General features: G+C 57.5%; 22 protein-coding genes. 9 read left to right on the top strand and 13 right to left on the bottom strand.

The genetic code is table 11. The features are described 5' to 3' along the window. Positions 1–40: 40 nt before the first annotated feature. Positions 41–1,018, top strand: coding sequence for an EamA family transporter RarD (gene rarD, locus DSL70_RS09415; protein ID WP_205563209.1), 978 nt, complete (start codon positions 41–43; stop codon positions 1,016–1,018). A gap of 19 nt (positions 1,019–1,037) precedes the next feature. Here rarD and DSL70_RS09410 read toward each other — a convergent pair whose 3' ends face one another. Beyond that, on the bottom strand, positions 1,038–1,502 hold the full coding sequence (locus tag DSL70_RS09410; RefSeq protein ID WP_162916527.1) for a DMT family transporter: 465 nt from the start codon (positions 1,500–1,502) through the stop codon (positions 1,038–1,040). A 136-nt stretch (positions 1,503–1,638) separates the two neighbouring features. Beyond that, positions 1,639–2,250, bottom strand: a complete 612-nt coding sequence (locus tag DSL70_RS09405; RefSeq protein ID WP_119307900.1) for an LOG family protein — start codon at positions 2,248–2,250, stop codon at positions 1,639–1,641. Between the two features lie 272 nt (positions 2,251–2,522). Here DSL70_RS09405 and DSL70_RS09400 point away from each other — a divergent pair, with 272 nt between their 5' ends. The 3 genes from DSL70_RS09400 (at position 2,523) to DSL70_RS09390 (ending at position 6,636) form a co-directional block, all read left to right on the top strand. After that, a complete protein-coding gene (locus tag DSL70_RS09400) occupies positions 2,523–3,995 on the top strand; it encodes a LysM peptidoglycan-binding domain-containing protein (RefSeq protein ID WP_119307643.1) in 1,473 nt (490 codons plus the stop codon). 248 nt (positions 3,996–4,243) lie between these two features. Beyond that, on the top strand, positions 4,244–4,624 hold the full coding sequence (locus DSL70_RS09395; RefSeq protein ID WP_245418146.1) for an ArsR/SmtB family transcription factor: 381 nt from the start codon (positions 4,244–4,246) through the stop codon (positions 4,622–4,624). A gap of 83 nt (positions 4,625–4,707) precedes the next feature. Continuing rightward, the gene (locus tag DSL70_RS09390; protein WP_119307642.1) at positions 4,708–6,636 is read left to right on the top strand and encodes an ABCB family ABC transporter ATP-binding protein/permease; all 1,929 of its coding nucleotides are present in this window, start codon (positions 4,708–4,710) and stop codon (positions 6,634–6,636) included. Between the two features lie 162 nt (positions 6,637–6,798). Here DSL70_RS09390 and DSL70_RS09385 read toward each other — a convergent pair whose 3' ends face one another. The 6 genes from DSL70_RS09385 to DSL70_RS09360 form a co-directional block, all read right to left on the bottom strand. Next, positions 6,799–7,551: an SDR family NAD(P)-dependent oxidoreductase gene (locus DSL70_RS09385; RefSeq protein ID WP_119307641.1), complete on the bottom strand. Its 753-nt coding sequence runs from the start codon at positions 7,549–7,551 to the stop codon at positions 6,799–6,801. Between the two features lie 14 nt (positions 7,552–7,565). Further along, a complete protein-coding gene (gene purF, locus DSL70_RS09380) occupies positions 7,566–9,125 on the bottom strand; it encodes an amidophosphoribosyltransferase (protein WP_119307640.1) in 1,560 nt (519 codons plus the stop codon). Positions 9,126–9,456: 331 nt separating this feature from the next. Continuing rightward, the gene (locus tag DSL70_RS09375; protein WP_119307639.1) at positions 9,457–10,014 is read right to left on the bottom strand and encodes a CvpA family protein; all 558 of its coding nucleotides are present in this window, start codon (positions 10,012–10,014) and stop codon (positions 9,457–9,459) included. 122 nt (positions 10,015–10,136) lie between these two features. Next, positions 10,137–11,543, bottom strand: coding sequence for a DNA repair protein RadA (gene radA / locus DSL70_RS09370; RefSeq protein ID WP_119307638.1), 1,407 nt, complete (start codon positions 11,541–11,543; stop codon positions 10,137–10,139). Positions 11,544–11,587: 44 nt separating this feature from the next. Beyond that, complete coding sequence (alr, locus tag DSL70_RS09365; RefSeq protein ID WP_205563223.1) at positions 11,588–12,718, bottom strand: alanine racemase; 1,131 nt, start codon at positions 12,716–12,718, stop codon at positions 11,588–11,590. Positions 12,719–12,961: 243 nt separating this feature from the next. Beyond that, the gene (locus DSL70_RS09360; protein WP_119307636.1) at positions 12,962–14,449 is read right to left on the bottom strand and encodes a replicative DNA helicase; all 1,488 of its coding nucleotides are present in this window, start codon (positions 14,447–14,449) and stop codon (positions 12,962–12,964) included. 438 nt (positions 14,450–14,887) lie between these two features. Between DSL70_RS09360 and DSL70_RS22735 the strand changes: the two genes are divergently transcribed. Beyond that, positions 14,888–15,574, top strand: a complete 687-nt coding sequence (locus tag DSL70_RS22735) for a GntR family transcriptional regulator (RefSeq protein ID WP_119307635.1) — start codon at positions 14,888–14,890, stop codon at positions 15,572–15,574. A gap of 105 nt (positions 15,575–15,679) precedes the next feature. Here DSL70_RS22735 and DSL70_RS09350 read toward each other — a convergent pair whose 3' ends face one another. From DSL70_RS09350 to rpsF, 5 genes are all read right to left on the bottom strand, one after another. Then, positions 15,680–16,105, bottom strand: a complete 426-nt coding sequence (locus DSL70_RS09350) for a DoxX family protein (RefSeq protein ID WP_119307634.1) — start codon at positions 16,103–16,105, stop codon at positions 15,680–15,682. 227 nt (positions 16,106–16,332) lie between these two features. Then, the gene (gene rplI / locus DSL70_RS09345; RefSeq protein WP_119307633.1) at positions 16,333–16,938 is read right to left on the bottom strand and encodes a 50S ribosomal protein L9; all 606 of its coding nucleotides are present in this window, start codon (positions 16,936–16,938) and stop codon (positions 16,333–16,335) included. Positions 16,939–17,018: 80 nt separating this feature from the next. Continuing rightward, a complete protein-coding gene (locus DSL70_RS09340; RefSeq protein WP_162916525.1) occupies positions 17,019–18,020 on the bottom strand; it encodes a DUF2232 domain-containing protein in 1,002 nt (333 codons plus the stop codon). Positions 18,021–18,178: 158 nt separating this feature from the next. After that, a complete protein-coding gene (gene rpsR / locus DSL70_RS09335; protein WP_119307631.1) occupies positions 18,179–18,412 on the bottom strand; it encodes a 30S ribosomal protein S18 in 234 nt (77 codons plus the stop codon). Positions 18,413–18,426: 14 nt separating this feature from the next. Beyond that, positions 18,427–18,876, bottom strand: a complete 450-nt coding sequence (gene rpsF / locus DSL70_RS09330; RefSeq protein WP_119307630.1) for a 30S ribosomal protein S6 — start codon at positions 18,874–18,876, stop codon at positions 18,427–18,429. 835 nt (positions 18,877–19,711) lie between these two features. On the opposite strand from rpsF, the gene fabD reads away from it, so the two are divergent. From fabD to fabF, 4 genes are all read left to right on the top strand, one after another. After that, positions 19,712–20,653, top strand: a complete 942-nt coding sequence (gene fabD, locus DSL70_RS09325; protein WP_119307629.1) for an ACP S-malonyltransferase — start codon at positions 19,712–19,714, stop codon at positions 20,651–20,653. A 170-nt stretch (positions 20,654–20,823) separates the two neighbouring features. After that, positions 20,824–21,564, top strand: a complete 741-nt coding sequence (gene fabG / locus DSL70_RS09320; RefSeq protein WP_119307898.1) for a 3-oxoacyl-[acyl-carrier-protein] reductase — start codon at positions 20,824–20,826, stop codon at positions 21,562–21,564. Between the two features lie 335 nt (positions 21,565–21,899). After that, a complete protein-coding gene (locus tag DSL70_RS09315) occupies positions 21,900–22,136 on the top strand; it encodes an acyl carrier protein (protein ID WP_101533410.1) in 237 nt (78 codons plus the stop codon). A 279-nt stretch (positions 22,137–22,415) separates the two neighbouring features. After that, positions 22,416–23,678: a beta-ketoacyl-ACP synthase II gene (fabF, locus tag DSL70_RS09310; RefSeq protein WP_119307628.1), complete on the top strand. Its 1,263-nt coding sequence runs from the start codon at positions 22,416–22,418 to the stop codon at positions 23,676–23,678. Positions 23,679–23,692 lie beyond the last annotated feature (14 nt).

The following is a 23,692-nucleotide window of genomic DNA, read 5'->3' as shown; positions in this document are numbered from 1 at the left end:
GGGCCGAAGTGTTTTCCCGCGGGAGAGAAATCGAGACCCTATGAGCCAGACCACTGAAATGGCGGACGGTTTGCCGTCCGTCTCCGATAGGGCCATTGCTGTGCCTTCGGAGAAGGATCCCCGGGATATCCGGGTCGGATTGCTTCTCGCCTTTGGTGCCTACGGCTCATGGGGTGTTTTCCCGATCTACTTCTCGCTGCTTGCCCATGTGCCTGCGGTGGAAGTTGTTGCGCATCGGGTGACGTGGTCTCTGGTGCTAATGGCGCTGTGGTTTCTTTTGCGTGGTCGCTGGCGCGAAGTTTGGCCGGTGATACGGCAGCCTCGGGTGTTCGGGTTGCTGATCGCCACTGGTGTGCTGGTCACGAGTAACTGGTTGACCTATGTCTGGGCGGTGGGGCATGGACAGGCAACCGAGGCCAGTCTTGGCTATTTCATCGTGCCCATGGTCAATGTTGCAACGGGCTATCTGCTGCTGTCCGAGCGGCTGTCGCGGCTGCAGATCGTGGCCATCATCCTCGCCGTTTCGGCAATCGTGCTGCAGATGATTCTGCTCGGCACCGTGCCGATTGTCTCGCTCCTGCTGGCGTTGACGTTTGGAGCCTATGGCTATTTGCGCAAGATCGTGCCGGTTGGCCCAAATCTGGGCCTGCTGGTCGAGCTGATCGTCATTGCACCCCTTGCGCTTGCCTATATCATCTATCTGCAAGCTGCCGGGCAGGGGCATTTTCTGCTATCCGACCCTATGACAATGGGGCTGCTGATTTTTTCCTGCGTTATGACGTCATTGCCGCTTATCTGGTTTTCGGGCGCTGCCAGACGGCTCGATATGGGCACGATCGGGATCATGCAGTATCTCAATCCCTCGATCCAGTTCGTGATCGCGGTTTTTGTCCTCGGGGAAAGCATCTCCATGAGCAAGCTGGCGACATTCTGCCTGATCTGGTTGTCGGTGGCGGTCTATTCCTATGACGCGCTTTCCAGAGCCCGCCGCAGGAAGAAACCAACTCCGGCGCTCTGAGCGTCTAGTCCCTGATCGCCTAGTCTTTTGACGGTGTGAGCAACAACCAGATTGCGGCAGCAAACAGGGCAAGACCGGCAATCCGGCGCCAGTCGATGGGGGTTGGTGCCTGTCCCGTCCAGCCAAGATAGTCGGCGATGAGGGCGATCGCCATTTGCCCGAAGATGATGAGCACCACTGCAGCGGCCGGGTTGACCTTGGCAAAGGCGAAGGCCGAACCGACGACGATGATGATGCCCGCCATGCCGCCCAACAGCATCTGCACGATGCGCAGCCAGCCGAGCGGGGCGATGGCGAGGGTTCCGGTGTTGGTGAATAGTACCAGCAGCGTTACGGCGATCGCACCACCGGCAACATACATCACCAGTCCGGTGGCCGCTGCGTTGTCGGCCAGAGAAATGCGGGCTGAGAGGATCGCCTGAAAGGAAACGACCACGCCAACGATGAGGGCGGCCAGAGCGCCAAGGGTTGCAGGTTGATTCATGGTGCCGTCCGGGCAGTCAAGGCTGCCATGTTGGGGTGGTCGAGATTTGCGCGCGGATCCTATGGTATCGTTGCTGCAATCGCAACACGGCATGTGGATAGAATCGGGGGGCGGTCGCTACCCTTCTGGCCGGGACCTAAAGGGTTGAGAGACTGTCCTGCAGGGTGGTGCTGGCGATGTCTGCATCGGGAAGGCTGGCAACCGCTTCGTGGAGCATGGGCACGATGTCTCTTGCGTGGTGGGCGGACAGGTAGGAAACGGCCATGTCCTGCCGGATGAAGCTTTCTTTGCGCATGTGATCAAGCAGTTTGGCCAAAGGATCCCAGAATCCTTCAATATTGGCCAATAGAACCGGCTTCTTGTGCTGGCCCAATTGAGCCCAGGTGAGCATTTCTACCAGCTCCTCCAAGGTTCCGATGCCTCCGGGTAGCGCAACAAACGCCTGCGCGGCATCAAACATCTTGCGTTTTCTTTCGTGCATGTCACCGGTGACAAGCAAGTCTTGTACATCAGCTAGCATGACTTCCTTGTCCTTGAGAAAGCCGGGAATGATGCCGGTGACATGGCCGCCATTCTCCAGTACACTCTTTGCAAGGATGCCCATGAGGCCGACTGAACCGCCTCCATAGACCAGACCGATGTTTGCCTTTGCCATTTCCTGACCAAGCAGGCGCGCCTCTTGTGCGAAGACGGGATTGTTGCCGCAGCCCGAGCCGCAATAGACGCAGATTTTTTGTAAAGTTGCCATGGTTGCTGTGTGGCATTCGTGCAAGGTTGGGTCAAGCAGATTGCTGCTATTTTTTGCTCAGCCTTGTCCGGGTGTTAAAAAAAGGTTAGGACTTGCCTTGGATGTTTGAGAATCTGTAGATTTTCAGCGGTTTTAGGTGCATCAAGGTGTCTGAAGCACAAACCGGTCTTTCCGCCATTGGCAGCGCTGTTGCCTGTGGCGCAAGGTGGTGTTTGATCCGGGTTTTGATGTGGCGCTGCCGCTGATCGGCACAACTGAAGTGTGATTATAGGATGAAATCTGCTGCTCCATTTGTCGCAATTGTTTGCGGTGTTATTGTTGCCGTTGTTGTCGGTATTGGCGTTTTCGGTGACCGGATCGGTCTCGGCGGAGCGTCTGACGGTATCAAGAAAGGGCTTGCGCCTGTGACATCCCTAGTTGCTCCTTCAGGGCAGAAGGCTGAAGAGCCCGCTGCCGACAAGCCTGCCACCACAGAAGCAACAAAGACCGAGGCCGAGGCAGCTGCGCCCGCAGACGATGCCGCGCCGACCTTTGATATCGTTCGGGTTGAGCCGAACGGCAACACGCTTGTTGCCGGACGTGCCCAGCCGGGCTGGACTGTCGAGCTGAAAAATGGTGAGGCGACTCTCTCCAAGGCTGTTGCCGATGTCAATGGCGAGTGGGTTATGGTGCTGAGCGATCCGCTCGGGGCAGGCGTCTCAGATCTTTCCCTGTCTGCGAAGGCCAAGGATGGCGACGAGGCTGTGGCCTCTGCCAGCTCCGTGACAGTTTCCCGCTCCGAGGATGGCTCCGGTGATCTTCTGGTGGTCGAGACGGCACCGGGGCAGGCCTCCAAGGTTCTGGCCAGTGTTGCCAAATCCAATGAGAGTGCGGCTCCTGAAAAGAGCGCTTCTGAGGCTCCGGCTCCTGCTGCCGGGCAGACCGAGGTTGCCAGCGTGACCACTCCTGAAGCTGCTGCGCCAGCTGTCTCTGCTGAGAAACCGGCAGCAACTCAGGAGCCCGCCACTCCGTCGGCTGAAAGTCAGCAGGCAAGCGTTTCGACAGACACTCCTGAAGCTGCTCCAGCCGCTCCGGCGACGACAGCGCCTGCGGCCCCTGCGGTTGACGCGGCGCCGTCTGTGGCCGCCGTGGCTGGTCAGACCGTCGCGATTGAGGCTGTTGAAATTGAAGGCGATACGCTGTTCGTTGCCGGGGCGGCTGAGCCTGCGGGTTCCATCCTGCGGCTCTATATCGACAACGGCGAGGTCGCCAACAGCAAGAGCGGCGAGACCGGACGCTTCCTGTTTGACAACAAGGTTGATCTAAAAGACGGAAGCCACGTCGCGCGCGTGGATATGCTGAACGGTGCCAACGGTCAGGTTCTGACCCGCGCGGAGGTGTCTTTCTCCAAGCAGCCGGGTCTGATCCTCAACGTTACGGCGCAGGGCTCTCTGGGTGACAAATATCAGCACGGGGTTAGCGCATCTGCTGAATCCGGCTCGGTTGAAACCAAAAAGGTGATCATCCGGCGCGGCGACAATCTCTGGACGATCGCCCGCCGTGTCTATGGTGCGGGGATCCGCTATTCCACCATCTATGACACCAACTCCGATCAGATCCGCGATCCGCACTGGATCTATCCCGGTCAGGTGTTTGAGCTGCCTCACGGGCAGGATGGCTGGGACAACAATTTTGATGCCGTCGAGGAGCCTGATCAGAAAACAGCCCCGGTCGAGGCACCTGCACCGACCCCGGCGGCTGGCTGATTGGTTCCTTTCGGGACTGATTTCCCAAAGTTCTGATGATGGCTCGGAGCTGGTGCTTCGAGCCATTTTCTGTTTGGTGGGGTGTGGGCGCGCGCAAGTTCCGGCGGTATTCGGCTCCGGTGGGATACTTTCATCGTTAAATTACGATGGAGCCTTGCCATTGCGGGAGGGATGGTCTATTGATCGGCAAATGCCGATGAGCTCTGTCGCCTGCTATTGGACCGGTGATGACGAGATGGGAGATGACAATGGTCGATGAGACGCATGGCAGCGGGCAGGGGTGTTGTGGTGATGCCCGGCCTGAGGAAAAGGCCGATGGCTTTTGCTGCGGTGCCGACATCACCAGCGAGATGGGGCCGCATATCGAGCTTGCCCGCGCCTTCAAGGCTCTTGCCCATCCTGCCCGTCTGATGATCCTTTCCAAGCTTGGGTCTCACCAGCATTGCTGCGGCGATATCTGCTCGTCTCTGCCTCTTGCCCAGTCGACCGTCTCTCAGCATCTCAAGGTGTTGCGCGAGTGCGGCTTCATTGAGTGGGAGACGGCGGGGCAGCAGTCTCACTACCGGGTCAACTCGGACAAGGTTTCCTGGTTTCTCTCGCAAAGTGCGGCGTTCTTTGCTGAGGGCTGACCACAATTCAGACTGGGGTATGCCGCGGATTAGTGTGCATCCTTCCCACGGCCTCCGGCCGACAATTGCAGGACCATATTTCTATGAGAAAAACACCTTCCATTTCCAGACCGGGAAATGAAAGTGCTAAGGACATTGACGCGGAAGCATCCGCCTTCTCAACCTTGCGCAAACTGTGGCCATATATCTGGCCAGCCAATCGACGGGATCTGAAAATGCGGGTGGCTCTGGCCATTGCTGCGCTGGCGCTTGGCAAGATCATCAATGTTCTGACACCCTATTTCTTCAAATGGGCGACGGATGCCCTGACGGACAGCAATGCGCCGGATGGCGTTGGCGTGGTCGGCTGGCTGAGCATTCCGATTCTGCTGGTGGCCTCCTATGGGCTGGCGCGGATCATGAACGTTGGCTTTGACCAGCTGCGTGATGCTCTGTTTGCGCGCGTGGGCCAGCATGCGGTGCGGAACCTGTCCTTCAAGACATTTGAACATCTGCATCAGTTGTCTCTGCGCTTCCATTTGCAGCGCCACACCGGTGGGCTTTCGCGCGTTATCGAGCGCGGCACGCACGCCATCGAGGGTGTGGTGCGCCACACGATTCTGCATGCGGTTCCGACCTTGTTGCAGTGCCTCTTCATGGCGATCGTCATCGCCTTCCAGTTCAACTTTGTCTATGTCATCGTGGTGGTGGCCATGATCGGTCTTTATATGACCTTCACGATCAAGGTGACCTCCTGGCGCATCGATATCCGTCGTCGCATGAACCAGTCGGACAATGACGCGAACTCCAAGGCCGTCGACAGTCTGCTCAATTATGAGACCGTCAAATATTTCGGCAACGAGGCCATGGAAACGGTGCGCTATGACAGCTCGATGGCGGTCTATCAGAAGGCGGCGATCAGCACGTGGGTTTCGCTTGCATGGCTCAACTTCGGCCAAACAGTGATTTTTTCCATCGGCATGGCTGTCTGTATGGCCCTGTCGGCCTATGGGGTCATGCAAGGCACCCAGACGGTGGGTGACTTCGTGCTCATCAATGCGCTGCTTATGCAACTGTCGATCCCGCTCAACTTCTTCGGTTCCATGCATCGCGAGATCAAGCAGGGGCTGGTGGATCTGGAAGCAATGTTCGATCTGATGGGGCAGCCGCCGGAAGTGCTCGACAAACCTGCCGCCCAGCAACTCGCGGTTTCGGGGGGCTCGGTGCGCTTCGAGGACGTGCAGTTCCATTATGATGAAGCCCGCCCGATCCTGAAAGGCATCAGTTTTGAGGTGCCAGCTGGCAAGACGGTTGCCATTGTCGGGCCATCCGGTGCGGGCAAGTCGACGATTTCGCGCCTGCTGTTCCGCTTCTATGATGTCACCGGCGGCGGGATTTTCATCGACGATCAGGACATCCGCGATGTGCAACAGCTGAGCCTGCGCAAAAGCATCGGCATGGTGCCGCAGGATACGGTGCTGTTCAACGACACGCTGCTATATAACATCGGCTATGGCCGCCCTTCGGCGAACCGTGAGGAAATAGAGGCCGCCGCCCGAATGGCCCAGATCTCGACCTTTGTGAACAGTCTGCCTGACGGGTTTGATACCGAAGTGGGCGAACGCGGGCTGAAGCTCTCCGGTGGCGAGAAGCAGCGTGTGGCCATTGCCCGGACCATTCTCAAGGCACCACCGATTCTGGTGCTTGACGAAGCGACCTCGGCACTGGACAGCCACACGGAGCAGGAAATTCAGGCGGCGCTGGACGAGGTTTCCCAGAACCGGACGACGGTGGTCATCGCCCATCGCCTGTCAACGGTCATTGGAGCAGACGAAATCATCGTGCTGGAAGCAGGCCGGATCAAGGAGCGGGGACGCCACGCAGATCTGTTGGCTCAGGGTGGTCTTTATGCCTCCATGTGGGATCGTCAGCGCGAAGCAAGCGAGGCCGAGGAGCGGTTGCGCAAGGCTGTGGAGGGGGACAACAAGGGCTATCTGCCAAGCCATGCCCCGGAGCTTCAGCCTGCTGAATAGTTTTGTGTTCTGATTATGGAACAGAAAATAAAAACCATCGACAATACAGCATGTTGTCGATGGTTTTTTGTAAATTGATTCGGGTTTGTTTCGGTTGCGAAAATGAATCCTCTTTTCGGGCCAAGCCCTTGAGTGCAGAGTCCAATTCCGCCTGCCGCGGCTCTAGTCGTAGACCGGTGTGCCGTAGGTTTTCCAACTGGCCGTGCGGAAATCATACATGCGGCCATGCTCCTGACAGTCCGGCACAAGACAGTTGACGATATGGGGTGCCAACTCGCTTGGATGTGGCAGAATATTGGGATCCTCACCAGGCACGGCCTTGGCGCGCATGCCGGTTCTGGTCGGGCCCGGATTGAAACAATTCACCCGCACCTTGGTCTGTTCAATTTCGCCGGCATAGGTGCGGATCATCGCTTCCAATCCCGCCTTGGTGATCGAATAGATCCCCCAGTAGGGTTTGCACTTGTGCGGCGATCCAGACGTCATGAAAAGCGCCCGACCGGCATCGGACTGACGCAGCAGCGGGTCGAGCGAGCGGATGAGGCGCCAGTTGGCCGTCAGATTGACGCCCATTACCTTTTCCCAGTCCTTGACCGGATCAAGATGGGTGATCGGCGTCACCGCACCCAGAAGCCCGGCGTTGCCGAGCAGGATATCGAGCTTGCCCCAGCGTTCATAGATCGCGCCGCCGAGCCGGTCGATGCCTTCATAGTCCATCAGATCGAGCGGGACCAGAGTGGCAGACCCACCGATGGCCTTGATCTCGTCGTCGAGCTCTTCCAGAGCACCAACCGTCTTGGCAACGGCGATGATGTGCGCGCCTTCCCGTGCCAGGGCAAGAGAGGCGTGCCAGCCGATGCCGCGGGAGGCTCCCGTGACAACGGCAATGCGATCCTTGAGACGCTGTTCAGTCATCGATGTTCTTCTCCCTAGTCGACCAGCAGACCCAGTGCCCTGTGGTTTTCAGAGGCTTCCAGATCCTTCAGGCGTGTCGGGTAGTCACCGGTGAAGCAGTGGTCGGTGAACTGCGGGTTCTTGTTGTTGCGGCCTTCATAGCCACAGGCGCGATAGATGCCATCGATCGAGATGAAGCCGAGGGAGTCGGCGCCGATATATTTGCGCATGCCTTCCAGATCATACTGGGCTGCCAACAGCTTTTCGCGGTCCGGCGTGTCGATGCCATAATAGTCGGAATGGGTGATCGGTGGGCTGGCCAGCAGCATATGCACCTCGGTTGCCCCAGCATCGCGCATCATCTGCACGATCTTGGAGGAGGTGGTGCCGCGCACGAGGCTGTCGTCGACCAGCACAATGCGCTTGCCCTGGACCTGAGAGCGGTTGGCCGAATGTTTCAGGCGCACGCCAAGGGCGCGGATCTGCTGGGTCGGCTCGATGAAGGTTCGGCCGACATAGTGGTTGCGCACGATGCCGAGTTCAAACGGGATGTCGGCTTCCTGCGCGTAGCCGAGAGCGGCAGGCACGCCGGAATCGGGCACCGGAACCACGACGTCGACCTTGAGGGGATGTTCCTTGGCCAGTTCGCGGCCCATCGCCTTGCGGACTTCATATACGGAACGACCGGCAATGAAGGAATCGGGACGGGAGAAGTAGATATATTCGAAAATATCGAGGCGGGCGGGCTGGTCCGGGAAGGGATGGTAGCTCTCTACGCCGTCGTCGGTGCAGACGACCACTTCGCCATTCTTGATCTCGCGAACGAAATCGGCACCGATCATGTCCAGCGCACAGGTTTCGGAAGCAAGCACCGGCGAGCCGTTGAGGTCGCCAAGAACCAGCGGGCGAATGCCGAGCGGGTCGCGGGCGCCGATCAGTTTCTTGCGGGTGAGGGCAACGAGGGCATAGCCGCCTTCCATCTGGCGGATGCCATCGATGAAGCGGTCGATGATGTTGGATTCGCGGCTCTTGGCGATCAGCTGCAACACAACTTCGGAGTCCGACGTGGACTGGAAGATGGCACCGCGCTTGATCAGCGACTTGCGCAGGGTCATGGCGTTGGTGAACTGGCCATTGTGGGCGATGGCTATGCCGCCGCCTTCCAGTTCGGCAAACAGCGGCTGAACGTTGCGCAGGGCCGCGCCACCGGCTGTCGAATAGCGGTTGTGGCCGATTGCGTTGCTGCCTGGCAGTTTTGCCATGGTTGCAGCGTCGGAGAAGTTGTCGCCGACGAGGCCGAACTTGCGCTCCAGATGAAAGTGCTTGCCGTCATAGGTGGCGATGCCCGCGGCTTCCTGACCACGATGCTGCAGGGCATGAAGACCAAGAGCTGCCAGAGCGGATGCATCTGCGAAATTATGGATGCCGAAGACGCCGCATTCTTCATGCAGGGTGTCTCCTTCGCACTTCCAGTCATCAAAGGAACAATCGATAGATCCGGCTGGCTGGCTGGCGGATAGTTCGCCTGATGCCGGATTGGTCTGGTCAATGGAGGAGAGGGAGTGAGACTGAGGAGAAAATCCCTTTTCCGACATGTGCGTGAGATCCTTTCAAGTGAAACGCGGGGGCGCTTCAGGTCTTTGTTTGATACCATCACCGCCTGGGGCAGCGCATGAGCCAATCAAGGCGAAATGCATGCGGACTTTCGAGAGGGGAAGGCCCGATATTCTTGTTGTTCTGATGTCTAGAGCATCTCGCACCCAAGTGAGCTCAAAAGTGATGCAATGGCTCCAGAATGCAGAATGGCGGGAGGGTCCCGCCAATCTTGTTGCTGCAATGTCTATCACAGCAGGTGGTTTCAGTCATCTATGCTTTGGTCATTCCGGTGTCTTTTATCCATGACAGAACGGCGTGACTGCATGATGGTTATTCCTGTGGCGCTTCTTCCGGCTCTTCGGTCGTGTTGTCCCGATTGAGCTGAAGGGTCTCCTTGATCCGCACCTCCGGGTCATCCGGCAGCAGATTGACAAGACGATCACCAACCGTGTTGAGCAGCGGCTTGGCCTTGGCCTGAGCAATCCAGTCCGGCTGCTTGTCGCTCGGAACGAACCAGTTGAAGAAGACCATGGCAACGGCCATTAGCACGGCACCGCGAATGGCGCCAAAGACAAAGCCCAGCGTGCGGTCAAGCGCACCGATGGAGCTGTCGAGCACGAAGTCGGAAATCTTGATGGTGATGAAGGACACCACGACCAGCGTCACCAGAAAAATGCCCAGAGCGGTCGCCGCTTGGGCAACGATCGGCTCGGGCAGATAGGTTTTGACGTAGGGCAGAAGATCATTCGTGAAGCGGAGTGTTGCAAAAGCGGCTGCGAGCCACGCGGCAATAGACAGGACTTCCCGCACGAAGCCGCGGATCATGGCCAAAAAAGCTGAGATCAGCAAGACGATAATAAAAATCCCGTCAAGGAGCGTGATGGGCATCGTTAAGTCATCCCGTGTTTGGCCGAGCAGGGGCTGAGCTCTGTCAGACCTCGGCAAAATTGCGTTTAGGCCCTTCTATAGGGCCAAGAAAGGGGCAAGAGCAAGGCCTTTCCGCCAAGTTCTTATGCGTCTTGTGTGTCCTGTGACAGGATTTCTGTCCCTGATGCGATCCGGGCGACCAGATCGGTGAGGGTTGTCAGGCTTGCAAGCTCCAGTTCCGTGGCTTTTATCGACTTCAGCGAGGCTTCCGGCAACAGCGCCTTGCCAAAGCCGAGCTTGGCCGACTCCTTGATTCGCGCCGCCGTGTGCGATACCGGGCGGATGGCGCCGGACAGGCTGACCTCGCCGAAATAGACACAATCAGAGGGAAGCGCAATGCCCGCCAGCGAGGAAACCAGAGCCGCCGCGACCGCAAGATCGGCCGCCGGTTCGGATATCTTCATGCCGCCGGCGACATTGAGATAGACATCATGGCCGGAGAGGCGCACGCCGCAATGGGCGTCGAGCACCGCAAGGATCATCGACAGGCGGCTTGAATCCCAGCCAACCACCGCACGGCGCGGCGTGCCAAGCGGCGACTGGGCGACGAGCGCCTGAATTTCCACCAGCAGCGGGCGGGAGCCCTCCATCCCGGCCAGAACGGCAGCGCCGGGGGTCGAGGTGTTGCGCTCGCCAAGGAACATGGCGGAGGGGTTGGCCACCTGTGAGAGGCCGCCTCCGGTCATCTCGAAGACGCCGATCTCATCGGTCGGGCCGAAACGGTTCTTGATGGCGCGCAGGATGCGGAACTGGTGTCCGGCGTCGCCCTCGAAATGCAAAACGCCATCCACCATATGCTCGACGACGCGGGGGCCCGCGATCTGGCCGTCCTTGGTGACATGGCCAACGAGGATCACGGCGGCACCGGTCTGCTTGGCATAGCGGATCATCGCCTGTGCCGAGGCGCGGACCTGGGTAACCGTACCCGGAGCGCTGTCGGCTGCTTCGGTCCAGAGGGTCTGGATCGAGTCGATGACCACCATTTCCGGCGGCGGGCCCGCGGTGAGGGTTGCCAGAATGTCCTCGACGCTGGTTTCGGCGGCAAGTTGCACCGATGCCTTGGCCAACCCCAGACGGGCGGCGCGCATTCGGACCTGATCGATGGCTTCCTCGCCGGAAATATAGACCACGCGGTGGCCGTGGTGGGTCAGTGCTGCGGAGGCCTGAATGAGCAGGGTGGATTTACCGATGCCCGGATCGCCGCCGAGCAGCAGAACAGAGCCCTTGACGAAGCCACCACCGGTGACGCGGTCCAGTTCGCCGACGCCGGTCTCGATGCGCGGGGCCGGTTTTTCCTCGCCGGACAGGGGGACCAGCTCGACAATCCGTCCTGATTTGCCGCGCACGGTCTTGGGCGATCCGCCGATGCCCGCGCTGTCCGCCTCTTCGGCGATGGAGTTCCACTCGCCGCAGGCTTCACAGCGCCCAGCCCAGCGGTTGGTCACTGCACCGCAGGACTGGCAGACAAAGGTCGATTTCTTGCGCGCCATGGACAGCCTTTCTTGCGAATCCCGTCTGGTTCGGTTTCTCGTGACTATAGATAGTTGCGAAGGGCGCGCAAGCCAAGGCTGGTCAGCAATTCATAGCTGATCGTGCCGGCGGCTTTGGCAACATCATCAAGGGCGATCTGGCTGCCGAAGAATTCCGCCCAGTCGCCGCGCCTTGCCTTGTCGGCGGGAATATCTGTCACATCAACGATGATCAGGTCCATGGTGACGCGACCGATGATCGGCGCTGGGTGACCGTTGATCGAGACTTTGGCGCCCTTTTTCGCGTCGCTGCTGCTGGCGCTACGCAAATAGCCATCGGCATAGCCGAGGCAGACGATGGCCAGACGGCTGTCGCGCCTGGTGGTTTCCGATGCGCCATAGCTGACGGTCTGCCCCTTGGCGACGGTGCGCGTGGCCAGAATGCGGGTCTTGAGCGTGGCTACCACCCTCATCGGGCTCGGGGCTCCGTCGACAACGGCGCCGCCATAAAGGGCTATCCCCGGCCGGCAGAGATCAAAATGGTAATCCGGACCGAGGAACACACCACCAGAGTTGGCAAGCGATGCCCGGACATCGGGGAACAGGCGGCGCACGGCGCGGAATTTTTCCAGCTGTTCACGGTTCTTGGGATGGGCTGGCTCATCGGCGCAGACGAGATGGCTGATGATCAGCTCAAGGGCAAAGGCGGGCTTTGCCTGCTGCCTGGCGGTTGAAAGCTCTTCAGCATCGGCAAGGCTAAGGCCGAGGCGGTTCATGCCGGTATCGAAATGAATGGCGCAGGGCAGGGATTCCCCGCGGTCCGCGCAATAGTCCTGCCACAGGGTGACTTCCTCGCGACAGCCAAGAACCGGGCGCAGCGCGTTCATGCGATAGTAGTCAAACTCTGCGGAGCTGTCGTCGCCGACCAACCCGTTGAGCACATAGATCGTTGCTTCCGGCAGCAGCGCGCGGGTCTTGGCCCCTTCCTGCGGATGGGCAACAAAGAAGGTTCTGGCACCTGCATCCCAGAGGGTCTGGGCTGAGGGCTCAAGACCCGTGCCATAGGCATCGGCCTTGATGACGGCGGCGCATTCGGCAGTCGGTGCCTTCTGCACCACGGTACGGTAGTTGTCCGCAAGTGCGGCAAGGTCAATGGTCAGATGGCTGCCGGCAAGGTGCGAATCGGGGGCTGTCAAATGGGCAATGTGGGGGAGAGAAAATTCGGGCATGGTCAATCTTTTCTGCGGTGCCGGGCAGACAGGGCGGTCTATCGGGGAGGATGCCGCATGGTCGTGTCAGGAACGAGGAGGTCTGAAATTCGACAGCATCTTAGACTTGTCGCACCGGGCCGTGCAATATCAAAAAGCCGAATGCCACTGCCCGCCAGGCTGTTATCTGCCGGGCGGAGAAGTGGCGTCGATCGGGAAGATAAGGGCGCTCTACTCGTAGGCTTCCGGGATGTATTCGTCGCGCGCCAGATCGGAGAAGCGCGTGAATTCGCCCTGGAAAGCGAGGGGCACGATACCGGTTGGACCGTGACGCTGTTTTGCGATGATGACTTCGGCCTTGCCCATGCAGCGTTCCATTTCGGACTGCCAGGCAAAATGCTCCTCGGTGCCCGGCTTCGGCTCTTCGCGCATCTTGTAATATTCTTCGCGGTAGATGAAGAGCACGACGTCGGCGTCCTGCTCGATGGAGCCGGATTCACGAAGGTCGGCGAGCTGCGGCCGCTTGTCGTCTCGGGCTTCCACCTGACGGGAAAGCTGGGACAGGGCGATCACCGGAACGCTGAGCTCCTTGGCCAGGGCCTTGAGGTTGGTCGTGATTTCGGTGATTTCCTGCACGCGGCCCTGTGAGGCCTTGGAGGCGGAGCCGGACAGCAGCTGCAGATAGTCGACGATCAGCAGATCAAGCCCCTTCTGGCGCTTCAGGCGGCGGGCACGGGCGGCCAGCTGGGCGATGGAAATACCACCGGTCGGGTCGATATGCAGTGGCGTGATCTGCATTTCCTGCGCCTTCTGGGCGATGCGGGCGAACTCATCCTGATCCACCTTGCCTCGGCGGATCTTTTCGGAAGACACCATTGCCTGCTCGGCGATAACACGGGTGGCCAGCTGCTCGGCGCTCATTTCGAGCGAGAAGAAACCGACAACGCCACCGTTCATTGTTTTCAACGTGCCGTCAGGCTGCTCCTCTGCGCGATAGGCGGAGGCCACGTTATAGGCAATGTTGGTCACCAGCGAGGTTTTGCCCATGGCGGGACGGGCGGCAAGAATGATCAAGTCCGAATGCTGCAGGCCACCCATCTTCTGGTCGAGGTCGGTCAATCCGGTTGAAATACCTGAAAGCTGGCCGTCGCGCTTGTAGGCGGCTTCGGCCATCTCGATGGCTTCGGTTGCGGCTGTCGCAAAGGTCTGGAACCCGCCCTTTTCGCCACCGGTTTCGGCCAGTTCGAACAGGCGCTTTTCGGCATCCTCGATCTGCAGGCGTGGCGGCGTGTCGATCGGTGCGTCATAGGCGACGTTGACCACATCCGTGCCGATTTCGATCAGATTGCGCCGGGTTGCCAAGTCCATGATCAGCAGGCCATAGTCCTCGGCGTTGATGATGGAGGTTGCTTGCGAGGCAAGGCGCAGCAGGTAGATGTCGATCGGCATGTCGGCGACAGTGAAGTCAGCCGGGAAGAAGGTCTTGAGCGTGACTGGCGAGGCGATCTTGCCCGCACGGATCAGCTTGGACATCTTCTCGAAAATGTCGCGCAGATTCGGGTCAAAGAAATGGTGTGGTTTCAGAAAGGCTTCAACACGATCATAGGTCTGGTTGTTGACCAGAATCGCACCCAACAGCTGCTGCTCGGCTTCCAGGTTGTGAGGAGCCTGACGAGCGGTAATTGTCTCGGACTTTTCGAGCTTTGCAGCGGTTTCCATTTCTGAACCTCATCCTTGCTGTGAGATGAACTAACTAGACACAGAGGGACAGCAATTTGAAGCGCCCAATTAGCAATTCACGGCAATCAACAGCGGAAAATTTTTCCTCAGATTTTTTCTGGACTCTCCACCGCTTTCGAGTCCTGTCAGACTCGACTCAACGCCGCCGATTCCACCAAGTTGGCCATTGAAAAGTGTCCAATTGGTTTAGGTTTTGGCATAATAACCTGTCAAGGATTGCTTTTTGAAACAATCGAACTTGAGATTGCCCAGATTGGCGATTATCCTGCTTTCGATAGGCTGCAATGTGGAAACAAAGCCATTTGAAATGGCAGTATTCTCCGTGCTGTCTCTTCCCGCCCGGCTTTTCCGTCACCAAAGGTCAGAGTTCAAGATTTCTGACCTTTCTGTGAAAAGTGATATCAAGGTACGAGATTTATGGCACAGGTAACTGGCACGGTTTCATCAACGACAGATGTGTTTTCTGCAGTGCGTGAAATGGCAATCGAATTCCGTTTCATGCCTGGTGCCAAAATCAACGAAACCGAACTGGCCGAGGAGCTGGGGGTGAGCCGCACCCCGATCCGTGAGGCGCTGAACCGGCTGGTGACCGAGGATCTGATTGACTTCAGGAAAAACTACGGCTTTTTCTGCCGGACCCTTGATCTGGAGGATGTTCTGCATCTGGCCGAAGCCTACAAGACATTCCATCTTTCCATCCTGCCGATCGTTTTTGCGCGGGCAGGGAAGGAAGAGGTTGAAGCGCTGCTTGCCTCGACCCAGCAGATGGCGGCGCATGGCAATGACATGCCTCCATGCGAAATGGCTCGCGCGGATCAGGCTTTCCTTCATGACATCACCATGCTCACCAAGAATCCGGTGATGGTGCAGATCAACGGCAGCATTTCCGCTCGTATCCGCTTTTTGCGCAAGGTGATGCTTGAGGGCTATGTTTGCAAACGGGCTTATTTTCGGAACCAGCAGTCGGTGCTTGAACTGATACTGGCTGGCGATGAGCAAGAGGCGACAAGGGTTTTCTCCGACTATCTGACCATTGACGCGTCCGAGGCGGAGAAGGCGCTCGCGCGAGGACTGGGGCGGATCTACCTCAAGACAGCCCATTGATACGGTATTGCTGAGCGATAGGCTCCAAACCGTTGCGTTTTCCTTTCCAAACAAAAAAGCGGGCTTGCGGCCCGCTTGTCGTTTGTTGAAATCAGGGTCGACCTGTCAGGCCTTCTTGGGCCACAGGAAGAAGTAACGGCCATATTCCGCTTTTTCCTGCCGCCATGCTTCCCACGCGATAATGAATGACACGAAGCCAAGCAGGAAAATATACTCGATGCCGCCCTTGTTCCATGTCCAGACGAATTCGCCTTTGGTGAAGAGCGTCGTGTAGGCGGCAAACATCATGGTACCAGTGGAGGCAAGGCCGAGCCATTTGGTCAGGATGTTGAACGTCAGGCCGATGACAACTGCCGTTTCGGTGATCATGGCCAGAATCAGGAAGAAGAGGGCTGGCTGAAGACCGACCTTGGCGAAGTATCCCAGCAGCATGTCAAACGCCTGAAACTTGAACAGGACGTGAGGAATGTAGATGAGGCCGGTAACGATGCGAAGCAGGGCAAAAGGGGTTAGCTCGAACGCTGGTTTCATTGATGGCTCCGTTGATTTGGTCTTTTGTCAAGATCAGGATTGTTGATTGTTCCAAGGAGGATTCTTTCTTGTATGCAGTATATTATACAATACAAAATCCAATTTGATTTGCGTCATCAGAGCGAGAAAATCTTCCGCAGCCAACAAAAAACCCGACCAGAGGCCGGGTTTTCATCAGATATCTTTTGTTCGACGTCAGGAAGCCTCCCAGCGTCGGGAAGAGTGGCTTACTCTTCTTCTGCTTCGTCAGCAGCTTCTTCAGCGACTTCTTCGCCTTCGATTTCTTCGAGCAGCTCTTCGTCCAGCTCCAGATCCTCTTCGAACTCGAATGCTTCGTCGCGTTCGGTCTGGGACAGATCTTCACCAGCAGCCTGACGTTCGGCTTCATCCTGCGAACGGGCAACGTTGGCAGTAACGATCAGCTCGACTTCCGGATGCAGGATCACGGTTACAGAGTGCATGCCGATGGTCTTGATCGGACGGTCAAGAGAGATCTGGGTGCGGGTGAGGGAAATGCCGCCTTCAGACAGGGCGTCAGCAAGGTCGCGCGGAGAAACAGAACCATAGAGCTGGCCGGTTTCGGAAGCGGCGCGGATGACGATGACAGTCTTTTCGCCAATGCGTTCCTTGAGTGCTTCTGCTTCGCTCTTGGCTTCCAGGTTGCGTGCTTCGAGCTGGGCGCGTTCGGCTTCAAAGCGCTTCTTGTTGGCTTCGGAAGCACGGATTGCCTTGCCCTGAGGCAGAAGATAGTTGCGAGCATAGCCGGTGCGTACAGATACGATGTCACCCATCTGGCCAAGTTTGGCAACGCGTTCAAGAAGGATCAGTTCCATTTTAGTCTCCATTTAGCCATCGTGAGGTGATGGCGATTTCCATTGTCTATATTTGAATTCGGTCGGGGTTGCCCCCGTAGTCAGGTATCTCCGCCATCCCTGTCTTCGGTTTCCCCGTTGGTGCCGGATCTGCGCGGTGGCAATGGCAAACGGGGCAAACGGGAGCGGACATTGAAGAGGATTTCCATGGCGCCCAGCAGAACCAGCAGCGCGCCGATCCATTGGAAAATGGCCATGAGGAAATAGCTTGTCCAAAGAATGATCTGTCGGGCAGGCGACCGTCTGATCGCAAAGTGCAGGACCGACAGGCCAACCAGAAAAAGCGTAGCCCCTGTCGCGGACATGACGATCTGCGCCAACTGCTGCGGCAGGCCCTTGAGCATCAGCACCAGAATGAGGCTGACGACAAAAATGGCGATAACCACGGGCGGCACCGTCAACTGATGCAGGTCCGGCCACGGGCGCGCCAGACGTCCGGACTTCTGGACAATCTTGCCTGCCAGATAGAGATTGATGATCGAGCCGAACATCACCGTCAGCACGGAAGCCATTGGTGCCATCCAGGTGATGATGGTCACCAGATCGTCGATGGTCAGCGCCGTTCCCTGTGGCAGGGCCATCCGTTCGGCCTTGTAGACCTCGTTCATCATGGTCGCAATCGCGTCGCGATACTGATCCATGCTGAAGCCGAAGGGAATGAACATGGCAAGGCTGGTGATGCCGGCGATTCCGGCAATCCACATCAGCAGACGGCCCACAGGATACCAGACGATTTCGCCCGTTTCGGCATTCTGCTGATTGAGCGTTGCCAGACGGGACAGCCACCAGGGCGGGATGCTGTTGACCAGCATAAAGAGAAGACCGGCCAGCGGGCTGATCAGCAGAGCCAGAGCAACGCCGGAGCTGATGACGGCTACAAGACCGGTGAAGGATCCCCAGCCGAGCGTGGCGATCATGAGCGGAAGCGGGGAAAGAACGATGAGAATGATCCCGAGGCCGAACATCCCGCCGACATAGCCGGAGAGGTTCAGAAGCGCGGTGCAGAGACCGGCGACAATGCCTATGATCAGGTAGTTGTTCATTCTCTTGGCTGTCCCGCTTGACCGTTGCATGGTCGTTTGCTGGCGGTTAGAGGCAGGTCACTTTGCCTGTCCCAACGATAGATCGATTGCAAGTCCCCTGAGAGGGGAGAATGAAGGGCGACAAGCGCCCTTCACAGGATCTTCATGGCTATCCGCGATTAGCTGATAACGTAAGGCAGCAGGCCCAGGAAGCGAGCGCGTTTGATGGCCCGAGCCAGTTCGCGCTGTTTCTTGGCAGAAACTGCCGTGATACGGGACGGAACGATCTTGCCGCGCTCGGAAACGTAGCGCTGCAGAAGACGAACGTCTTTGTAATCGATTTTCGGTGCACCTTCACCAGAGAAAGGGCAAGTTTTGCGACGACGGAAAAAAGGACGACGTGCTCCAGACATGATTCTTGCTCCTCTTACTCAGCTACTTTGTCAAAGTCGCGATCTTCGCGACGCGGGCGACGGTCACCACGATCACCGCGCGGGCCACGATCGTTGCGGTCACCACGGTCACCACGGCCACCACCACGACGGTCTTCGCGGTCGCGTTTCTGCATCATGGCAGACTGATCTTCTTCGTGTTCTTCAACGCGAATGGTCATGAAGCGCATGATGTCTTCGTTGATGCGCATCTGACGTTCCATTTCAACAATGGCTTCGGAAGGCGCGTCGATGTTCATCAGAACATAATGAGCCTTGCGGTTCTTGTTGATACGGTAAGCGATGGATTTCAGGCCCCAGAATTCGACTTTGCCGACAGTGCCCTGATATTCACCGATAAGGGTTTTGTATTGCTCAACCAGTGCCTCAACCTGCTGCTGAGAGATGTCCTGGCGAGCAAGGAAAACGTGCTCGTAAAGCGCCATTGTTCCTGCCTTGTCTATTAGAGTTTCAACACATCAGCCCGACCGGCGCTAAGCCTCCAAAAAGCCTTATAAGACAAGGCTCTTTTGAGAATTAATTGCTTTAAAGAGCGAAGACACCGGAAGTCGGAAAGATCTCTTTCCTGCTATCGATCTCGCTTCTGGCTGTTCCATGGAACAGTGCAGAATGCGGACAATAGTCTTCCTTTCAGCCCTCGGCCTCGCCAAGCTGATCCGGGCTTTATAGCCGAATTTTTTCAATTGGCAAGGCAAAATTCAACGTTTCTGCGGGAAATGTGGGCATCGCAACCATGCGCGCGATGTTTCCTGCGGCTGATTGGATCGGCCTCAGTTCCTATTTGCCAGTTGTAATGGGGGGGCGTGAGGCGCTGCCGCTGTTTGAAACACCTTTTGAGGTGCCGCTGCTTGCGGATGTCTGTAACATGGCGCCAGTGATCTGTTGTCCAGCGTTGCCTTTTCTAGTGTGACAGGCTTGTGAATGAGGTAAAGTCGTTACCTTTTCCATGGGCAGGTGGTCTGCTATTTTGGCCATTTGGCGAACTTGCGCCGTGAATAAGCGTCACCGGTGGTGCCTGTTTTGCGTGAAAAGCCCAAGAATCCGCATCGTTCTGCTGCTAAAGTCTTGACTCTGTCGATCAATAAATCCATTAGCGAACGAAGAATTTCATAAAGCTGTCAAAAAGCTGTCAAGAATGGCCCGATTGAGCGCTTGTTGTCCGGTCCGGATGGCTCTTTTGAAAGGGTGCGCTTTGGGCGCAGGAAGTATCGAGGCGCAAGAAAACGAAGCGCCCGAAATAACGAACAAGGTTGAAACGTCATGAGTGTAGCTTTTACTTTTCCCGGACAGGGTAGTCAGGCTGTTGGCATGGGCAAGGCTCTGGCCGACGAGTTCGCTGTCGCACGTGCAGTGTATGAAGAAGTCAACGACGCTCTGGGTGAAAAGCTCTCCGACATCATGTGGAATGGCCCGGCCGATGTGCTGACCCTCACGCGCAACGCCCAGCCGGCGCTGATGGCTGCGTCCATCGCTGCGCTGCGGGTGCTGGAAGAGAAGGGACTGGTTCTGGCCAAGAAGGTTGCCTATGTCGCAGGGCACTCCCTTGGGGAATACTCCGCGCTTGCCGCTTCGGGCGCTCTGAGCCTTGGCGACACGGCCCGCCTTTTGCGCATCCGTGGCGATGCCATGCAGAAAGCTGTTCCGGTCGGAGAAGGCGCAATGGCAGCCGTGCTCGGTTTGACCATGGATGAAGTCAAGGCGATTACCGCAGAAGCCGCCGATGGCGAAGTCTGCCAGGTGGCCAATGACAATGCGACCGGTCAGGTCGTGATCTCCGGTGCCAGGGATGCCATCGAACGCGCAGCTGCCCTTGCCAAGGAGAAGGGCGCCAAGCGCGCTCTGTTGCTGCCGGTGAGCGCACCTTTCCATTGCGCCCTGATGGCGCCTGCTGCCGAAGCCATGGCCGAAGCGCTGGCCGGTATTACCATCCACAAGCCTGCTGTTCCGGTTGTTGCCAACGTTCTGGCCAGCTCCGTGTCGGAGCCGGAAGCCATTCGCAAGCATCTGGTTGATCAGGTTACCGGCATGGTGCGCTGGTCCGAATCTGTTGCATGGCTTGCTGGCAACGGGGTTGACTGCCTGTTCGAGATCGGCACCGGCAAGGTGCTGTCCGGTCTTGCCAAGCGGATTGTCAAGGGAATCGAGACGTTCAACGTGGGCGAACCTGCCGATATCGACCTTGCTCTTGGAAAACTCGCCTGACAGGCATTTGCAAATCCGATATGGATGCGTATATCCAAGGCTCGAATATCCTTTAGCCCAAGACGGCGGATCTGCTCGCAGAAGATGCTGTCTTTGGCTTCCTTTGACTGAAACAATGAGCCCATCATTTCATGATGGATGAACGGGTGGTGCTCTTGGAGGTAGACATTATGTTCGATTTGAGCGGGAAGTGCGCTCTGGTGACCGGAGCCAGTGGTGGAATCGGCGAAGCGATTGCTGTGGCGCTGCATGCTCAGGGGGCAACTGTGACCCTCTCTGGTACCCGTGTTGAAGCTCTTGAGGCTCTGGCGGAGAAACTGGGGGGCGAGCGCGTGTTTGTCACACCTGCGAACCTGTCCGACGCTGCATCCATCGCCTCTCTGGCCAGCGATGCGGAAGCGGCCATGGGACAGCTCGACATTCTGGTGAACAATGCTGGCATTACTCGTGATGGCCTCTTCATGCGGATGAAGGACGAGGATTGGGAACAGGTGCTGACGGTCAATCTGACGTCGGCCATGCGTCTGTCGCGCGCCGTTCTGCGCGGCATGATGAAACGCCGCCATGGTCGCATCATCTCCATCTCCTCGGTGGTCGGTGTAACCGGCAATCCGGGGCAGGGTAATTATGCCGCAGCCAAGGCTGGGATGATCGGCATGACCAAATCCCTCGCTCAGGAAGTTGCCAACAGGGGCATCACGGCCAACTGCATCGCGCCGGGCTTCATCAAGACGGCGATGACCGACAAGCTCAATGAGAAGCAGCAGGAAGCCATCAATGCGGCGATTCCGGCCGCGCGCATGGGGCTGCCTGAAGAAGTAGCAAGTGCTGCAGTTTACTTGGCTAGTGACGAAGCGGCCTATGTCACGGGTCAAACTCTCCATGTCAACGGCGGCATGGCAATGATCTGACAGGATCGAAGCGTCTTTTTGGTTGAATTTCTTAAAAAGACGGTTTTAATTGCTTGGAAAAGGATGGGAAGAAGGAAACAATTGCTTCTCTGGCTCATTCCTGATCTTCTCAAGCGCAAGAAAGTGTGTTACGAACCGCGCGAATTCCGGTGATGGCCATCTGTAATTGGCTGATTGGAAGCGGTTTAACAGCCAGGTTCACTGTGCAGGATTCTAAGGTCGGATCTGGTGGGCCAATTGGCAGTGTGCAAAATCGGGAAAGAGATTTGTTCGGCAATTGGCCAAAGCAAGCTGTTTTTCCAAACTTGATCGAACGCTAATTTTGAGGAAAGAAAATGAGCGATATCGCTGAACGCGTAAAAAAAATCGTGATCGAACATCTCGGCGTTGACGCTGAAAAAGTTACCGACACTGCAAGCTTCATCGACGATCTGGGCGCAGACAGCCTTGATACCGTTGAGCTGGTCATGGCTTTTGAAGAAGAATTCGGAACCGAGATTCCTGATGACGCTGCCGAGACCATCCAGACGGTCGGCGACGCTGTCTCCTTCCTGACCAAGGCTGCCAGCTAATCTGCTCGGCGGGACCATTCTATCTTGGTCCAAATGGTGATTTTGAAACCGGAAGGGGCCTTGCTCCTTCCGGTTTTTTGTTTTCACGACCAAGGCACCCATTTGCCCAAGCTGGGCTTTTTACCTGCTTGAACTGGCTGGGTAAGTCTGAAATGAATAACTCCTGAAAAAAGCTTACGTCCTGTGGCTTTTCCGGGTAATAAAAGTGTGAAGGTTCACTCGCCCCCGATAGAATCCGGAAGAGGCGAGGGTATAAACAAGAATATTTGGAGACTGAGGATGAGACGAGTTGTCGTAACCGGTTTGGGGATGGTCAGCCCGCTTGGCAATGGAGTTGAAACGACCTGGTCAAATATACTTGCAGGCAAGAGCGGCGCGAAACGTCCAACCGGCTTCGAGACCGACGATCTGGCCTGTCGTGTGGCCTGTCAGCTGCCTTTGGGCGATGGCACCAACGGGACGTTCAACCCCGATGATGTTCTGCCTGTCAAGGAACAGCGCAAGATCGACCCCTTTATCGTCTACGCGATTGCAGCGGCTGACGAAGCTTTGGCCGATGCAAACTGGAAGCCTGAGAGCTATGAAGACCAGATCGTCAGTGGTGTGATGATCGGGTCCGGTATCGGTGGTCTGCTGGGCATCGAGAAGGCTGCCTATGACTTGCAGGAAAAGGGCCCGCGCCGCATCAGCCCATTCTTTATTCCCGGCCGTCTGATCAACCTGGCGTCCGGCTATGTTTCCATCCGGCACGGTCTGAAGGGCCCCAACCATGCGGTTGTTACGGCCTGCTCAACCGGTGCCCATGCCATCGGCGATGCAGCCCGACTGATTGCCTTGGGGGATGCGGACGTGATGGTCGCCGGTGGCACCGAATCGCCTATCGGGCGTCTTGCCCTTGCAGGGTTTGCTGCCTGCCGGGCCCTGTCCACCAATTTCAACGATACGCCGGAGAAGGCTTCCCGCCCGTATGACAAGGACCGCGATGGCTTTGTCATGGGTGAGGGCGCCGGTGTGGTCGTTCTGGAAGAATATGAACATGCCAAGGCGCGCGGTGCCAAGATCTATGCCGAAGTCATCGGCTATGGCATGTCCGGTGACGCCTATCACATCACTGCTCCGTCCGAGGATGGCGATGGTGCCTTCCGTTGCATGAGTGCAGCCATGAAGCGTGCCGGTATCACGCCGGACCAGATCGATTATGTGAACGCTCACGGCACGTCGACGCCACTTGGGGACGAAATCGAGCTTCGGGCCATCGAACGGCTGGTCGGTGATGCGGCTGATGGTCTCACCATGTCGTCGACGAAATCGGCTGTCGGCCATCTTCTGGGCGCTGCCGGGGCTGTCGAGGCCATTTTCTCGATCCTCGCAATTCGCGATCAGATAGCACCTGCGACGCTCAACCTCGACAACCCTTCCGTCGATACCAAGATCGACCTGGTTCCCCACACTCCCAAGAAGATGGACATCAAGGTCGTGCTGTCCAACTCCTTCGGCTTTGGCGGCACCAATGCGTCGCTGATCTTGCGGGCGGTAGACTGACAAATCCGGGGTGA

This window comes from Cohaesibacter haloalkalitolerans (genome assembly GCF_003574655.1).
Lineage (GTDB): Bacteria > Pseudomonadota > Alphaproteobacteria > Rhizobiales > Cohaesibacteraceae > Cohaesibacter > Cohaesibacter haloalkalitolerans.
Note: the sequence above shows the minus strand (reverse complement) of the source record. Positions and strands in the feature narration are given on the sequence as shown.

Bases quoted from the DNA above. Each gene is read 5' to 3' on its own strand.
- rarD (WP_205563209.1), top strand. From the start codon at position 41: ATGAGCCAGACCACTGAAATGGCGGACGGTTTGCCGTCCGTCTCCGAT.
- DSL70_RS09410 (WP_162916527.1), bottom strand. From the start codon at position 1,502: ATGAATCAACCTGCAACCCTTGGCGCTCTGGCCGCCCTCATCGTTGGC.
- DSL70_RS09405 (WP_119307900.1), bottom strand. From the start codon at position 2,250: ATGGCAACTTTACAAAAAATCTGCGTCTATTGCGGCTCGGGCTGCGGC.
- DSL70_RS09400 (WP_119307643.1), top strand. From the start codon at position 2,523: ATGAAATCTGCTGCTCCATTTGTCGCAATTGTTTGCGGTGTTATTGTT.
- DSL70_RS09395 (WP_245418146.1), top strand. From the start codon at position 4,244: ATGGTCGATGAGACGCATGGCAGCGGGCAGGGGTGTTGTGGTGATGCC.
- DSL70_RS09390 (WP_119307642.1), top strand. From the start codon at position 4,708: ATGAGAAAAACACCTTCCATTTCCAGACCGGGAAATGAAAGTGCTAAG.
- DSL70_RS09385 (WP_119307641.1), bottom strand. From the start codon at position 7,551: ATGACTGAACAGCGTCTCAAGGATCGCATTGCCGTTGTCACGGGAGCC.
- purF (WP_119307640.1), bottom strand. From the start codon at position 9,125: ATGTCGGAAAAGGGATTTTCTCCTCAGTCTCACTCCCTCTCCTCCATT.
- DSL70_RS09375 (WP_119307639.1), bottom strand. From the start codon at position 10,014: ATGCCCATCACGCTCCTTGACGGGATTTTTATTATCGTCTTGCTGATC.
- radA (WP_119307638.1), bottom strand. From the start codon at position 11,543: ATGGCGCGCAAGAAATCGACCTTTGTCTGCCAGTCCTGCGGTGCAGTG.
- DSL70_RS09360 (WP_119307636.1), bottom strand. From the start codon at position 14,449: ATGGAAACCGCTGCAAAGCTCGAAAAGTCCGAGACAATTACCGCTCGT.
- DSL70_RS22735 (WP_119307635.1), top strand. From the start codon at position 14,888: ATGGCACAGGTAACTGGCACGGTTTCATCAACGACAGATGTGTTTTCT.
- DSL70_RS09350 (WP_119307634.1), bottom strand. From the start codon at position 16,105: ATGAAACCAGCGTTCGAGCTAACCCCTTTTGCCCTGCTTCGCATCGTT.
- rplI (WP_119307633.1), bottom strand. From the start codon at position 16,938: ATGGAACTGATCCTTCTTGAACGCGTTGCCAAACTTGGCCAGATGGGT.
- DSL70_RS09340 (WP_162916525.1), bottom strand. From the start codon at position 18,020: ATGAACAACTACCTGATCATAGGCATTGTCGCCGGTCTCTGCACCGCG.
- rpsR (WP_119307631.1), bottom strand. From the start codon at position 18,412: ATGTCTGGAGCACGTCGTCCTTTTTTCCGTCGTCGCAAAACTTGCCCT.
- rpsF (WP_119307630.1), bottom strand. From the start codon at position 18,876: ATGGCGCTTTACGAGCACGTTTTCCTTGCTCGCCAGGACATCTCTCAG.
- fabD (WP_119307629.1), top strand. From the start codon at position 19,712: ATGAGTGTAGCTTTTACTTTTCCCGGACAGGGTAGTCAGGCTGTTGGC.
- fabG (WP_119307898.1), top strand. From the start codon at position 20,824: ATGTTCGATTTGAGCGGGAAGTGCGCTCTGGTGACCGGAGCCAGTGGT.
- DSL70_RS09315 (WP_101533410.1), top strand. From the start codon at position 21,900: ATGAGCGATATCGCTGAACGCGTAAAAAAAATCGTGATCGAACATCTC.
- fabF (WP_119307628.1), top strand. From the start codon at position 22,416: ATGAGACGAGTTGTCGTAACCGGTTTGGGGATGGTCAGCCCGCTTGGC.